This window comes from Sphingopyxis sp. (genome assembly GCF_035565275.1).
Classification (GTDB): domain Bacteria; phylum Pseudomonadota; class Alphaproteobacteria; order Sphingomonadales; family Sphingomonadaceae; genus Sphingopyxis.
In genome coordinates this window covers 26,162-40,067 of sequence record NZ_DATMST010000054.1, presented here as the reverse complement: position 1 = coordinate 40,067, position 13,906 = coordinate 26,162, and the positions used below count along the sequence as shown (strand labels likewise).

At 63.5% G+C, this 13,906-nt stretch carries 15 protein-coding genes; 8 read left to right on the top strand and 7 right to left on the bottom strand.

The genetic code is table 11. The features are described 5' to 3' along the window. Window positions 1-52 precede the first annotated feature (52 nt). A complete protein-coding gene (locus VN047_RS03655; protein ID WP_325540129.1) occupies window positions 53-1,342 on the top strand; it encodes an adenylosuccinate synthase in 1,290 nt (429 codons plus the stop codon). Here the strand turns inward: VN047_RS03655 and VN047_RS03650 are convergent. After that, a complete protein-coding gene (locus VN047_RS03650) occupies window positions 1,332-2,225 on the bottom strand; it encodes a haloalkane dehalogenase (protein WP_325540126.1) in 894 nt (297 codons plus the stop codon). The genes VN047_RS03655 and VN047_RS03650 overlap by 11 nt on opposite strands. An 88-nt stretch (window positions 2,226-2,313) precedes the next feature. Between VN047_RS03650 and VN047_RS03645 the strand changes: the two genes are divergently transcribed. Together VN047_RS03645 and VN047_RS03640 are read left to right on the top strand one after the other, a co-directional pair. Further along, the gene (locus VN047_RS03645) at window positions 2,314-2,814 is read left to right on the top strand and encodes a L,D-transpeptidase family protein (RefSeq protein WP_325540123.1); all 501 of its coding nucleotides are present in this window, start codon (window positions 2,314-2,316) and stop codon (window positions 2,812-2,814) included. A gap of 9 nt (window positions 2,815-2,823) precedes the next feature. Further along, window positions 2,824-3,414, top strand: coding sequence for an NADPH-dependent FMN reductase (locus VN047_RS03640; protein WP_325540121.1), 591 nt, complete (start codon window positions 2,824-2,826; stop codon window positions 3,412-3,414). Here the strand turns inward: VN047_RS03640 and VN047_RS03635 are convergent. The 3 genes from VN047_RS03635 to VN047_RS03625 form a co-directional block, all read right to left on the bottom strand. Next, a complete protein-coding gene (locus tag VN047_RS03635; RefSeq protein WP_325540119.1) occupies window positions 3,411-4,724 on the bottom strand; it encodes an MFS transporter in 1,314 nt (437 codons plus the stop codon). The two genes, VN047_RS03640 and VN047_RS03635, sit on opposite strands and share 4 nt — an antisense overlap. A gap of 138 nt (window positions 4,725-4,862) precedes the next feature. Then, a complete protein-coding gene (locus tag VN047_RS03630; protein ID WP_325540117.1) occupies window positions 4,863-5,348 on the bottom strand; it encodes a DUF2721 domain-containing protein in 486 nt (161 codons plus the stop codon). Next, the gene (locus tag VN047_RS03625) at window positions 5,345-6,562 is read right to left on the bottom strand and encodes an LL-diaminopimelate aminotransferase (protein ID WP_325540115.1); all 1,218 of its coding nucleotides are present in this window, start codon (window positions 6,560-6,562) and stop codon (window positions 5,345-5,347) included. The genes VN047_RS03630 and VN047_RS03625 overlap by 4 nt, the downstream gene beginning before the upstream one ends. Window positions 6,563-6,675: 113 nt before the next feature. On the opposite strand from VN047_RS03625, the gene VN047_RS03620 reads away from it, so the two are divergent. From VN047_RS03620 to clpS, 3 genes are all read left to right on the top strand, one after another. Next, on the top strand, window positions 6,676-8,454 hold the full coding sequence (locus VN047_RS03620; protein ID WP_325540113.1) for a class I poly(R)-hydroxyalkanoic acid synthase: 1,779 nt from the start codon (window positions 6,676-6,678) through the stop codon (window positions 8,452-8,454). 123 nt (window positions 8,455-8,577) lie between these two features. Next, the gene (locus tag VN047_RS03615; protein ID WP_325540111.1) at window positions 8,578-9,318 is read left to right on the top strand and encodes a phasin family protein; all 741 of its coding nucleotides are present in this window, start codon (window positions 8,578-8,580) and stop codon (window positions 9,316-9,318) included. A 198-nt stretch (window positions 9,319-9,516) separates the two neighbouring features. Beyond that, window positions 9,517-9,879: an ATP-dependent Clp protease adapter ClpS gene (clpS, locus tag VN047_RS03610; protein WP_414712660.1), complete on the top strand. Its 363-nt coding sequence runs from the start codon at window positions 9,517-9,519 to the stop codon at window positions 9,877-9,879. Window position 9,880: 1 nt separating this feature from the next. Here the strand turns inward: clpS and VN047_RS03605 are convergent, their stop codons facing one another. Next, window positions 9,881-10,372, bottom strand: coding sequence for a helix-turn-helix domain-containing protein (locus VN047_RS03605; protein ID WP_325540107.1), 492 nt, complete (start codon window positions 10,370-10,372; stop codon window positions 9,881-9,883). A 66-nt stretch (window positions 10,373-10,438) separates the two neighbouring features. On the opposite strand from VN047_RS03605, the gene VN047_RS03600 reads away from it, so the two are divergent. Further along, a complete protein-coding gene (locus tag VN047_RS03600; protein ID WP_325540105.1) occupies window positions 10,439-11,170 on the top strand; it encodes an SDR family oxidoreductase in 732 nt (243 codons plus the stop codon). Then, a complete protein-coding gene (locus VN047_RS03595; RefSeq protein WP_325540103.1) occupies window positions 11,164-11,766 on the top strand; it encodes a 2-hydroxychromene-2-carboxylate isomerase in 603 nt (200 codons plus the stop codon). Before VN047_RS03600 ends, VN047_RS03595 begins: the two co-directional genes overlap by 7 nt. On the opposite strand, the gene VN047_RS03590 is transcribed toward VN047_RS03595, so the two are convergent. Both VN047_RS03590 and VN047_RS03585 read right to left on the bottom strand, forming a co-directional pair. Next, window positions 11,763-12,683, bottom strand: coding sequence for a DMT family transporter (locus VN047_RS03590; RefSeq protein ID WP_325540101.1), 921 nt, complete (start codon window positions 12,681-12,683; stop codon window positions 11,763-11,765). The genes VN047_RS03595 and VN047_RS03590 overlap by 4 nt on opposite strands. Window positions 12,684-12,763: 80 nt before the next feature. Further along, complete coding sequence (locus tag VN047_RS03585) at window positions 12,764-13,786, bottom strand: DUF3011 domain-containing protein (RefSeq protein ID WP_325540099.1); 1,023 nt, start codon at window positions 13,784-13,786, stop codon at window positions 12,764-12,766. Between the last annotated feature and the right edge of the window lie 120 nt (window positions 13,787-13,906).

The window sequence follows — 13,906 nt, the reverse complement described above, 5'->3', positions numbered from 1 at the left end:
ATCCGCTAAGGCCGCGCCGGGTCAGGATGGCCCCGCACAGCAGGACATTGTCATGGCAAATGTTACCGTCATCGGGTCGCAATGGGGCGACGAGGGCAAGGGCAAGATCGTCGACTGGCTCGCCAGCCGCGCCGACGCCGTCGTCCGGTTCCAGGGCGGTCACAATGCCGGCCATACGCTCGTCGTCGGCGAGCAGGTCTACAAGCTGTCGCTGCTGCCGTCGGGTATCGTCACCGGCACGCTCTCGATCATCGGCAACGGCGTCGTTCTCGACCCGTGGGCGCTGCGCGACGAGATCGCCAAGCTGCGCGGCCAGGGCGTCGCCATCAATCCCGAGAATTTTGCGATCGCCGACAATTGCGCGCTGATCCTGCCCTTTCACCGCGACCTCGATGCGCTGCGCGAAACCGCCGCGGGCGCGGGCAAGATCGGCACGACCGGCCGCGGCATCGGCCCCGCCTATGAGGACAAGGTCGGCCGCCGCGCGATCCGCGTCTGCGACCTCGCGCACCTCGACAAGCTCGACCCGCAGATCGACCGCCTGACGGCGCATCACGACGCGCTGCGCGCGGGCTTTGGCGAGCCGCCGATCGACCGCGATCGGCTGAAGGCCGACCTTGCGGAGATCGCCGACTATGTGCTCGAATATGCGCAGCCGGTGTGGAAGCGCCTGAAGAAGGTCCGCAAGGCCGGCGCGCGCATCCTGTTCGAAGGCGCGCAAGGCGTGCTGCTCGACGTCGATCACGGCACCTATCCCTTTGTCACCAGCTCGAACACCGTCAGCGGCACCGCTGCCAGCGGATCGGGCCTCGGCCCCTCTGCCGTTGGCTTCGTACTCGGCATCGCCAAGGCCTATACGACGCGCGTGGGCAGCGGCCCCTTCCCGACCGAGCTCGAAGACGAGATCGGCCAGCGGCTCGGCGAGCGCGGGCATGAATTCGGCACCGTCACCGGGCGCAAGCGCCGCTGCGGCTGGTTCGACGCGGTTCTGGTACGCCAGAGCTGTGCGGTGTCGGGCGTCACCGGTATCGCGCTGACCAAGCTCGACGTACTCGACGGTTTTGACACGATCCGTATCTGCACCGGATACCGGCTGCGCGGAAAGATCCTCGACTATTTCCCGGCGCATGCAGCCGATCAGGCCGAGGTTGAGCCGATCTATGAGGAAATGGACGGCTGGCACGAAACGACCGCGGGCGCGCGCAGCTATGCCGACCTGCCCGCGCAGGCGATCAAATATGTCCAGCGCGTGCAGGAATTGATCGAAACCCCGATCGCGCTCGTGTCGACAAGCCCCGAGCGCGAGGATACGATCCTGATCCGCGACCCGTTCAGCGACTGACGCCGGCTGCGGCGACGTCGCGGATTGCCGCGACGAAGCCCGCAGGGTCATCTTCCTGGATAAAATGGCCGCCTTTCAACGTGCGGTGCGCGATGTCGCGCGCACCGGGTACGCGTGCAGTAAACAGCGCATCGCCGCCGCGCGTGATCGGATCGCCGTCGGAAAAGCAGCAGAGGAACGGCTTGTCGCACGCCTCGAGCGCCCCCCATGCGCGCTTCTGGTCGGGCACCGCGACATTGTCGCCGAGCGGGACGAACGACGGATAGACGCGCGCCGCGACCTTCGAGGCGCGGGTCGGAAAGGGCGCGTCATAGGCCGCGATCTCCGCAGCACTCAATTCGCGCTTGGCGCCGGCCTTGACGATTCTGCCGATCGGAAAGACCGGGCTGTAGCGCGAGAAAGCGCGCCAGATCGCGAACGCTCGCGGCGCGGGCTGGCCTTCGGGCAGCCCGCCGTTCGACAGCGCGACCCCGGCGAACCGTTCGGGCATTTCCGCGACAAGGCGTAGCCCGATGAGGGACCCCCAATCCTGACAGGCGAGGATCATGTTCCGAAGATCGAGGGCCTCGATCCACTGCCGCATCCACGCAACCTGCGCCGCATAGCTGTATGCGCCGCGAACGAGCGGCTTGTCCGAGCGCCCGAAACCGATCAGGTCGGGCGCGACGACGCGAAAGCCCGACACCGTCGCGGGGCCGATCATGTGGCGATAGAGATACGACCAGGTCGGCTCGCCATGCAGCATCAGCACCGGCTGTGCGTCGGATGCACCCTCGTCGACGTAATGGACGCGAAGACCGCCCCCGATCTCCAGATATTTCGGGGCATAGGGCCAATCGGGCAGCGCCTCGAAGCGCGCATCGGGCGTGCGATAAATGGTCATGAGGTCGATCCCCCGGACATCACCTTAACCGGCAGCGACGCGCTGGCAACCACTTGCCGCGCGCCTTCGAACGCCTAGGATAGCGGCCATGCGAAGCCTCGTCGGCCTGACCCTGTTTTTCCTGACCGCGTGCGACGCAGCGAGCTCGCAGCTCGCGCTGCCCCCGGGCACCGCGGTCGACCGGCTGCTCGTCGACAAGAGCGACCGCGTGCTGATCGCCTATGCCGGCAACCGCGAGATCGTTCGCTATTCGAACATCCGGTTCGGCGACGCGCCGGCGGGGCACAAACAGTTCGAGGGCGACGAGCGCACGCCCGAGGGGCGATATACGGTCAATGGCCGCAACCCGAAGAGCGCCTATCATCTTTCGCTGCGCATATCATATCCGAACGCCGCCGACCGCGCCTATGCCAAGGCGAAGGGCCGGTCGCCCGGCGGCGACATCTTTATCCACGGCCAGCCCAACGCCTGGCCCGGCCCGCCGATCACGCGCGACTGGACCGACGGCTGTATCGCGCTATCCAATGCCGAAATAAAGCAGCTGTGGGAAATCGTTCCCGACGGCACCCCGATCACTATCCGCCCCTGAGGAACCTTCATGCCGCGCCGCGTCCTCGTTTTCTATGGCAGCTATCGCCGCGATCGCCAAGGTATCAAGCTTGCCCGCTGGATCGTCGATGCGATCGTTGCGCGCGGCGACACGGCCGAATTGATCGACGCGAAGGCCGTGGGCCTGCCGATGCTCGATCGCATGTACAAGGAATATCCCGAAGGCGAGGCGCCGGCGGCGATGGAGGAACTCGCTGGCAAAATTCGCGCTGCCGACGGCTTCGTCTTCGTCACGGGCGAATATAATTGGGGGCCACAACCGGGGCTGAAGAATCTGACCGACCATTATCTGGAGGAATGGTTCTGGCGACCCGCCGCGATCGCCTGCTACTCGGCCGGTCCCTGGTCGGGGGTGCGCGCGATGATGGGCTGGCGCGACACGCTGGGGGAAATGGGGATGGCGGTCACTTCGTCGATCCTGCCCGTCGGCCGGATCGGCGGCGCATTCGACGCCGACGGCAAGCCCGCGGGCGAGGATGGCGCGCGGCTCGTCAAAAGCTTTCCACGCTTTGCGGACGACCTGAACTGGTGGATCGATGCTGCAATGGCGCAGCGCGCGAAACAGCCCCCGCCCTACTAACCCGACTTCAGTTCGGCCTTCAGCCGCAGGCTCGCACGCCAGAAGAAGAAAGCCGGGATCAGCCCGAGCCATGCCGCGCCATAGAGGACGTAGCGCACGCTTTCCTGCCCGTAGGTCGGCGCCAGCGCATCCGAAAGCACGCCGAACAGAAACGGCCCGAAACCCAGCCCGATCAGATTCTGGCCGAACAGCATGATCGAGGCCGCGACGGCGCGCGCCTGCGGCCGCACCAGCCCCTGCACACAACCATAGGCGGGCCCGTAATAGGCCGAGTTGAGGATCGTCGGCACGATCAGCAGCGCGACCGCGACCATCCAGTTTTCCATATAATAGCCGAGGAAGAGCACCGGCGCCGCGATCGCCATGCCATAGGCGGGCAGGGTCAGGATGTGCTTCTTGTCGCGCGGCCCGAACTTGTCTGCGACCTTGCCACCAAGCCAGGTGCCGAACACTCCCGCGAGCCCCAGCACGACCGCCATCGACAGCCCCGCTTCGGTGGTCGACAGCCCGTGGCTGCGGATGAAAAAGCTGATCGTCCACAGCGCCTTGCCATAGCCAAGGAAGGCAACGACCGACGACGCGATCAATATATAGACGAAGGCGCGCGACGAGAAGATTTCGCGCATCGCCTCGCCGGTGGACAAGGGTGTCACGCCGGCAGCACTCGCCGCCACTTCGGCGCTGCGGCTGTGCCGCGGTTCGCGCATTACAAACAATACGATGAGCGCGAGGAGGAGCCCCGGCGCGCCGACCAGCATCAGCGCGATGCGCCAGCCGTAAAGATCATTGACGATCCCGCCGATGATCAGCCCGAGCAGCGATCCGATCGGCACCCCGAGGCCATAGAAAGCGATCGCCGACGAGCGCTTCTCGGGCGCAACGCTGTCCGAAATCAGCGAATGCGCCGCCGGGGTACATCCCGCCTCGCCGATTCCGACGCCGATGCGCGCGAAGAGCAGCTGGACGAAATTCTGCGCGAGCCCGCACACCGCGGTCATCGCCGACCAAATCGCGAGCGCAAGCGAGATCAGGCGAACGCGGTTCGTCCCTTCCTTGTCGGCATAACGCGCGATCGGGATGCCAAGCAGCGCATAGAAGACCGCAAAGGCCGGACCGGCAAGCAGGCCGAGCTGGGTATCCGAAAGCCCGAGGTCGGCCTTGATCGGTTCGGCGAGGATATTGACGATCTGCCGGTCGAGGAAATTGAAGATATAGACGATCAGCAGAATCCACAGCATCGTCCGCGTCTGCGCGGAAACGCCGGTACCCGGTGAGGCGATACCCTGCGACAAGGCAGCTTTATCGGTCATTATTATCTCCCGCCGCCATGGGAGCAGACGAGAGGGAGTGGTGTCAACGCCGTTGGAGCGCGCCGAGAAAGCGCAGGCGCCAATGCCGCTACGGCTGCCGCCGTGCAGGTCGGGCAAAAAAAAATGAACGGACCGGATTCAGCGTCGGTCGCGCCGGCGTTTCCAGTCCATTTCTTCCAGTTCGAGCAACTCCATCGGCACGTGGATCGCGCGCACCGCGAGCCGCACCTCGACGAGAAACAGGATCAGCGAGACGAGCAACAGCAGCATGGCCACCGCAAAGGCCCACGACGCCGCAACCCCCAGATTTATACCGGTAAAGGCCTGGGTGAACAGCAGCGCGACCAGCAGGCAGACGACGATCCCGCACGCCACGGCGGAGAGGATCGAATTGTTGATGATCCCCATCCTTCGGTCGGCGATGCGCAGTTCGGCGACGATGCGTTCGTGCTCGACACCTTCGGTCTCGGCCCAGCGCTCGATCAGGTTGCGCGAGCGGTCGACGACCCGCGCGAGCCGCCCGGCGATGACATTGAGCAGGCTGCCGGTCGCAACCAGCAGGAACACCGGCGTGACCGACAGCTGGATCGTCTGCGCAATCGCGCCGGCGTCAAGATCCATCATCCCCCGCCCGCGGCAACCGATGGCGTGTTCACGCCGTGCATGGCCAGGAATTTGCGGACGTTGCGCGCGGCCTGACGGATGCGTTGCTCATTTTCGACCATCGCGATGCGGACATAGCCTTCGCCGTCCTCGCCGTAGCCGACGCCCGGCGCGACCGCGACTTTCGCGTGGGTGAGCAGCTGCTTCGAAAATTCGAGGCTGCCCATCTCTTTCAGCGCGGGGGGTAGCGGTGCCCAGGCGAACATCGACGCCTTGGGGCTCGGAATGTCCCACCCGGCGCGCGCGAAGCTTTCGACCATCACGTCGCGGCGCTTCTGATACAGCTCGCGGTTCTTCGCGACGATATCCTGCGGGCCGTTCAATGCCGCGCACGCCGCCGCCTGAATCGGGGTGAAGGCGCCATAATCGAGGTAGGATTTCACGCGCGTCATCGCCGCGATCAGGCGCTTGTTGCCCACCGCAAAGCCCATGCGCCACCCCGCCATCGAATAGGTTTTCGACATCGAAGTGAATTCGATCGCGACATCCTTCGCGCCCGGCACCTGCAGGATAGAAGGGGTCGGATTGCCGTCGTAATAAAGCTCCGAATAGGCAAGGTCGCTGAGAACCCAGACCTTGTTCTCCTTCGCCCACGCGACGAGGCGTTCATAGAAGGCGAGATCGACCGCTTCTGCCGTCGGGTTCGACGGGTAATTGACGACAAGGATCGACGGGCGCGGAACGGTGAAGGCCATCGCGCGGTCGAGCGCGCGCCAGTAATTCTCGTCCGGCGTCGTCGGCACGCTGCGGATCGTCGCCCCCGCGATGATGAAACCGAAGGTATGGATCGGATAGCTGGGGTTCGGCGCGAGCACGACGTCGCCGGGGCCGGTGATCGCGGTCGCAAGGCTCGCAAGTCCTTCTTTCGATCCCATCGTCACGACGACTTCGGTTTCGGGGTCGAGCTCGACGTTAAAGCGGCGCGCATAATAATTGGCCTGCGCGCGGCGGAGTCCCGGGATGCCCTTCGACTGCGAATAACCGTGAGCATCGGGCTTCATCGCGACTTCGCAAAGCTTCTCGATCACATGCGCGGGCGGCGGCAGGTCGGGGTTGCCCATCCCCAGGTCAATGATGTCCTCTCCCGCGGCGCGGGCGGCCGCACGCATCGCATTGACTTCAGCGATGACATAGGGCGGCAGGCGCTTGATGCGATAGAATTCATCTTCGGACATGGGAAACTAGAACAACTCCTTTGCGTTAGGTTGATTGACGCGCGCGGCAATCTCGCCAGCCGCATCGCGGCTTGTTATAGGCAATATATCCGCACTGACCAGCAGGAACGAGCATGAGCGATACGGGCAAGAACGACACGACCGAAACGCCGAATCCCTTCATGCCATCACCTGACGACATGCAGCATTGGGCCAGCGTCATCGGCCGCGCGCAGCAGATGATGCTCGAATATGCACTCGGTCAGGCGAACGAGGGCAACAGCGCCGCCGCCGGACTGTTCGACCCCGCCAGCTGGATGCAGAATCCGGCGACGCAGACGTGGGCCGAACAATCGTCGAGGCTTTGGGAACAGGGGATCGCCTTCTGGTCGTCGCTTGCCACGCTCAATCCCGCGGTCGCGCCCGAAGTCCCGGGCGAAGCACCGAAGGACCGGCGTTTCACCGACCCGGACTGGGCGGCCAATCCGGTCTTCGCGATGATCCGCCAGACCTATGGGATGCTGTCCGAACAGATGCTGGCGACCACGCGCCAGATGGAGGGGCTCAACCCCGGCGCGCGCGCGAAAATGGAGTTTGCCGCAAAGAATATCGCCGACGCACTAGCCCCGACCAACCTGGCGCTCACCAATCCCGAGGTGATCAAGCGCGCGGTCGAAACGCGCGGCGAAAGCCTGCTCAAAGGCCTTCGGCACATGCTGAGCGACCTGTCGCGCGGGCAACTCTCGCATGTCGATCCGGACGCGTTCGAGGTCGGGGTCAATATCGCGACGACGCCGGGCAAGGTGATCCACGAAACCGGCCTTTACCAGCTCATCCAGTACACGCCGACGACGAAGGACGTGCTGGCCGTCCCGCTGCTCATCTTTCCACCATGGATCAACCGCTTCTATATCCTCGACCTCAACCCTGCGAAAAGCTTCGTCGCTTGGGCGGTCGAACAGGGTCTCAGCGTATTCATGGTGTCGTGGAAATCAGCCGACGCGTCGATGAGCGAGGTGGTCTGGGACGATTATATCGCGGCGCAGGTCGATGCGATCGACACGGTGCGCGATCTGCTCACCGTTCCGGCGGTGCACACGATCGGCTATTGCGTCGCGGGCACCACGCTCGCCGCAACGCTAGCGATGCTGTCGGCGCGCGGCGAGGCCGACAAGGTGAAATCTGTGACCTTTTTCACCGCCCAAGTCGATTTCGAGCATGCGGGCGACCTCAAGATGTTCGTCGACGACAGCTATCTGGCTTTACTGCAGCAACTGTCGGCGCCCGGCTTTCTCGACGGGCGCTATATGGCGGCGACCTTCAACAGTTTGCGCGGCCGCGACCTGATCTGGAACTATGTCGTCAGCAATTACCTGCTCGGTAACGACTATCCGCCCTTCGACCTTCTCTACTGGAATGGCGACGTCACCAACCTGCCTGCGAAATGGCACCGGCAATATCTTGTCGACCTGTACCGCGACAATCGCATGGTCATTCCGGGCAGCCTGTCGGTGATGGGAACGCCGATCGACCTCCGGAAGATCGGGACGCCTGCCTATATTCAGGCGGGTCGCGAGGATCATATCGCCCCGCTCGCCAGCGTGTGGCGACTGATGGATCACCTGTCAGGCCCAAAGACCTTCGTGCTCGCGGGATCGGGCCATATCGCGGGAGTCGTCAATCCGCCCGCCGCCGGAAAGTATCAATATTGGACCGGCGACAGCAAGGCCGCGACGCTCGACGATTTCATTGCGGACGCCAGCGAGACCAAGGGTAGCTGGTGGCCGCACTGGATCGGCTGGATTTCGGCGCAGGATGGCGCGAAGGTGCCCGTAAAAGGCGCTCGAATTCCCGGAAAAGGTTCAAAAAAAGTGATCGAGGACGCCCCCGGCCGTTACGTCAAACAGCGGTAATATCTGGGGAATATACCGCCCTTGGGCCGGCGTTTTCAAAATTTTGTGCAGTGCACAAAAAATATTCTTGAAATTGCCGATCCACTCCTATATTGTGCACTGCAACATAAAGGAGTTGTCCCGATGGCTACCAAGATGGATAGTGCCGAAAAGGCTTTCGAAGCCGCGACGCTGGAAACCCCCGCCAAGCCGGCGGCGGCTCCTGCGGCCCCGGTTGTTGCCGCTCCGGCGGCCGAAAAGACTGCGGAGCCCGTGAAGACCAAGACCGTCACGGCGAAGGCCAAACCGGTCCAAAAGAAAGCCGCAAAGCCGGCAGCGAAGAAGGCCGCTCCCAAGAAGGCGGCTGCAAAGACCATTGCCCCCACGACCAAGGTCGCGCCGAAGCCGGTCGCTGCCGCCACCAAAGGACTCAAGACCATGAACGACACCGTCAAGAAGTTCGCCGACGAAGCGAAAACCCGCGCCGAAACCCTGACCGCCGACTTCAACGAGAAGGCGAAGGAAGCGTTCGCGAAGTCGAGCAAGATCGCCGAAGAAGCCGTCGAATTCAACAAGGCGAACGTCGAAGCGCTCGTCGAAGCCGGCAAGATCGCCGCCAAGGGCGTCGAAGCGCTCGGCCAGGAAGGCGTGACCTTCGCTCGCAAGAGCTTTGAAGACACGACCGCCGCGCTGAAGGGCTACACCGCCGTCAAGTCGCCGACCGAATTCTTCAAGCTCTATGCCGAAAACAGCAAGAAGGCGTTCGACGCCGCTGTTGCGCAGACCTCGAAGACCAGCGAACTCGTCGTCAAGCTGACGAACGACAGCTTCGCGCCGATCTCGAACCGCGTTTCGGTCATCACTTCGAAGATGAAGGCCGCCTAAGCGCCCTCTTCTTCCGTCGTTGGCGCCGGCAACTCCCCTCCCTCTCCCCGCCTGCGCCGACATCCCAAGGCCGCTCGCTTCCCCGGAAGCGGGCGGTTCTTGTTTTTGGGGCCGCTGTGTCCACTGACCAACAAGAGGTTAAAATCCGGACGCGCGCCCCTTGCGCTTCGCCCGCGGCTTGCGATATTCCTGCCCATGATGTTTCCTGTTTCGACCATTTCCCCGGTCCGCGCGATGGCGGACAAGGATGACGGCTCGCCGGGCACCCCCGGCGTCGGCATCGCGACGCGTACGCGCGCGAAAGCGAAGAAGCCGTCGATGTACAAGGTGCTGCTGCTCAACGACGATTACACGCCGATGGAATTCGTCGTCATGGTGCTGCAGCGTTTCTTCAATATGGATATCGAACAGGCGACGCAGGTCATGCTGCACGTTCACCAGCAGGGCGTCGGCGTGTGCGGCGTCTTCAGCTACGAGGTCGCCGAGACCAAGGTAAACCAGGTGATGGACGCCGCGCGGCAGAACCAGCACCCGCTGCAATGCACGCTGGAAAAGGCCTGACCTAGGCCGTTCGCGCAAGCTGTTCGGCCTTGAGCGCCGGCGAAGGTTCGCCTTTCAGATCGCCGTAGCCGAGTTCGGCGCCGCACCCCGGACAGACTTTTGCAGTCCCGACATCGGCACCGCACGCCCGGTGTACATAGCGGATTACCCGTCCTTCGCCCGTCTCGCCGGGCACATAGGCCCAGCGCTCGGCCCAATTGCGCATTGCATACAGCACATCGAACAACGCCTTGCCCTTGTCGGTGAGCCAGTAGTCGTGTCGTACCGGCCGTACGCTATAGGCGCGACGCTCGGCAATCCCCTCCGCCACGAGCATCTTGAGCCGCGCCGACACGAGTTGCGGTCCCAGCCCGGTGTTCGCCGCTATCAGATCGAAGCGCCGCCGGCCGAAGAACAACTCGCGCAGAATCAATAGCACCGCGCGGTCTCCGAGCAGCTCGGCCGACCGGCCGACGGGGCATAATGTATCCGACAGATCCGCGCGTCTGGGCAACGATCACCTTTCTTCTTGTCACTATGATTATCATAGTTACTATGTTGCGCAAGAGGAGAGTCGCCGATGCCCAATCCCGCAGCCATCGTCATCGGAGCCGGAGACGCCACTGGCGGCGCAATCGCCCGCGCCTTCGCCGCCGAAGGCCTCACCGCTTGCGTCAACCGCCGCGAACGAAACGCCGACCAGCTGGAAGCGCTCGCGCGGTCGATCCGCGACGACGGACACGAGGCCCGCGCCTTCCCCGCCGACGCGCGCGACGAAGCCGCGATGATCGCGCTCTTCGATCAAGCCGAAGCGGAAGTCGGCCCGGTCGAGGTCGCGGTGTTCAACATCGGCGCGAACGTCAATTTCCCGATCGGCGAGACGACGGTGCGCGTTTACACCAAGGTCTGGGAAATGGCCTGCCTCGGCGGTTTCCTGATGGGCCGCGAAGCGGCGAAACGCATGCAGCCCCGCGGCCGCGGCACGATCATCTTTACTGGCGCCACGGCATCCTTGCGCGGCGGATCGGGCTTTTCGGCCTTCTCGGGCGCCAAGGGCGCGCTGCGGATGCTCGCACAGTCGATGGCGCGCGAACTGGGACCGCAGGGTATCCATGTCGCGCACACGGTCATCGACGGCGCGATCGATACCGATTTCATCAAGGGCCGCCATCCCGATTTCGAACAGGCAAAGGCGCAGGATTTGATCCTCAGCCCCGCCGCGATCGCCGCCAACTATGTGATGCTCCACAAACAACCGAAGAGCGCGTGGACGCACGAACTCGACCTCCGTCCATGGGGAGAGAAATGGTGACAAAAACACTCGAACTCATTTTCGATTTCGGTAGTCCGAACGCCTATCTTTGCATGAAGGCGCTGCCCGAGCTGCTCGATCGCGCCCGCGCCGACCTGGTCATCACACCGTGCCTGCTCGGCGGAATATTCAAGGCCACCGGCAACAAGGCGCCGATGATCCAGTACGCCGATGCGCCCGCCAAGCTCGCTTATGAAAATCTCGAGATGCGGCGCTTTATCGCGAAACATGGCCTGATCAAATTCAGCATCAATCCGCACTTTCCGGTCAATACGCTGACGATCATGCGCGGCGCCATCGTCGCCGACGACGAGGGCCATCTCGATGACTATGTCGACGCCGTGAACCGCGCGATGTGGGAGGAGGGCCTCAAAATGGACGATGCAGAGGTGATCGCGAACTTCTTGTCGGCGAACGGTTTCGACGGCCCCGCCCTCCTTGCGCGAACGCAGGAGCCGGAAATCAAGGCGAAGCTTGTTCAAAACACCGAAGCCGCGGTCGCGCGCGGCGTGTTCGGCATCCCTACCTTCTTTGTCGGGAACGAGATGTTCTTTGGCAAGGACCGCCTCGCGCAGGTCGAAGAAACGCTCGCCTAGGCTTGCGCCGCAGGCTCCGGGCGCCCCGCGACCGCTATTCCCGCGACGATCAGCACCAGTCCCGCGACGTGGAAGAAGTGCAGCGACTCGCCGAGGAAGAGCATTGCCAGCCCCGCCCCCATCAGCGGCATCACGTTCATATATTGCCCCGTCGCCGCCGATCCGATCAGTTCGACCCCGCGGTTGAAGAAAAGATAGGCGAGAAATGACGGAAAGATAGACACATAGCCGATCGCAAGCGCGCTGCCGATCGCCGGAACGATCAGCCGCCCCGACCAGAGTTCGTGCGCATAGACAGGCGCGATCAGCGCAATGCCCGCGATGACGGAGGCCGCCAAAAAACTGAGCGGATGCACCGCCGGCCTGTGACGGAGCAGCACAGCGTAAAGGGCCCACAGCAGCACCGCCGCGCCGATGATCGCATCGCCGATATTAAGGTCCATCGCCCACAAGATCGCAGGGTCGCCGCGCGCAATGATAGCGAGCACACCTGCGAACGAGATCACCACGCCGGCGATCTGGCGCAAGCTGGTGCTGTCGCCCATCGCCAGCGCGCCGACGACGAGGATCAGCGCCGGCTGCGCCGACTGGATCAGCATCGAATTGAGCGCGGTGGTCGTCTGCAGACCGGTATAGAGCAGGATATTGAATGACCCGATCGCCAACGCGCCAAGCAACGCGACAATCCGCCAGTTCGCCCGCAGGACCGGCAAGTCGCGCTTCAGATGCGGCCATGCCAGCGGGAGCAGGAAGGCGAGCGCGAACGTCCAGCGCCAGAAGGACAGCGCCGCCGGCGGCACAAGATCGCGCGCCCCGCGCCCGACAATCGAATTGCCCGCCCAGAACAGCGCCGTCAGCGTCAGCAGCGGATAGGCCCGCGACCAGAGCGCCGCGACCGGCCCACCATTCTTCTCCATTGGTTCGACCTTGCCCTGTTCCGATATTTGTCGCCCGGCTTTCGCCGGGACGACGGAAATATCGAAAGCGTGCCGGCTGTCTAGCTGAAGTCGAGCTGGATGATGTCGCTCGGCGTCGCGCGGCAATACATTTCAACGGTCTTCGCGCCGTCGGGATAAGTCGCGGTCATCGCGGCGCGGATCCGCCAGCCGCCATTGCCTTGCTCCAGATTGACCAGGCGATCGTAAGTCAGCCTGGTGCCACCCGTCACACCGATCTGCCGCGCGGCGTCGTTCATGCAGTTTTGCACCGATGGCCGCGATGCGCTCGGCAGCGCACTCAAATTGGCGCTCAGCGTAGCCGGCGGCCCCGGGGGATAGCTGCCCTCGCCACCACTGCCACCGCCGCTGCTTCCGCTTTCCGGCGCCGCGGTTTCGGGCTTCTTCTTTTTCTGGCTCGCGAGCAATGCCAGCAGCCCGCCCGCGACGACGATGCCGCCGATGATGAGGCCGGTGCTCGGCCCCTTATCCTTGTCCTTTTCGGGCGGCCGGACGTTGCGATATCCATAACCGAACTCGGCCCGGCAGCCTTTGTCGACCCAGATATAATCGGCCGTATAGCCCCATTGCCGCCCGGCGTTGCATTTGCCCGCAATCTTGCGCGTCAGTTCGACGCGATCATTTGTCCGTACATTGCACTGCTGATACGCGTAGTTCCACGATTCGCAATTCATCGTACCCGCATAATCGTCAACCGGCTGCGGCAGCGGTGTCGGATAACCGCCGTTGTTGGCATAGCCATAGCCGAACTCGGCGCGGCAGCCGCCCGATACCCAGATCTGGTTAGCGGTAAAACCCCAGTCGCGGCCTTTCGAACAGCGCCCGCCAATGACGCGCGTCAGCTCGACGCGATTGGCGGTGCGCACATTGCAGCGCTGCATCTGGTTGTTCCGCGATTCGCAGCGAATTGTGCCCGCATAATTGTAGCCGGGACGCGGCGGCTGGATTTGCGGCCCGCCGGGCGAGGGATAGGGCAGCGTCGTCGCTTGCGGAAGGGCGGGAACGGCAAGCTGGCTGGCAATCAACGTGGCCGCAGTGACGATCGTAACGACATTGTTCCGCATGATCTTCTCCCCTGTGAAATTCGTTCCCGTCAGACTGCCCTTGTCCAATCCGAATATCGAACCGGATAATTTCACATTTGAGATCGGAAAGCCACGCCGAAAGCCTTGTATCATCAGGGA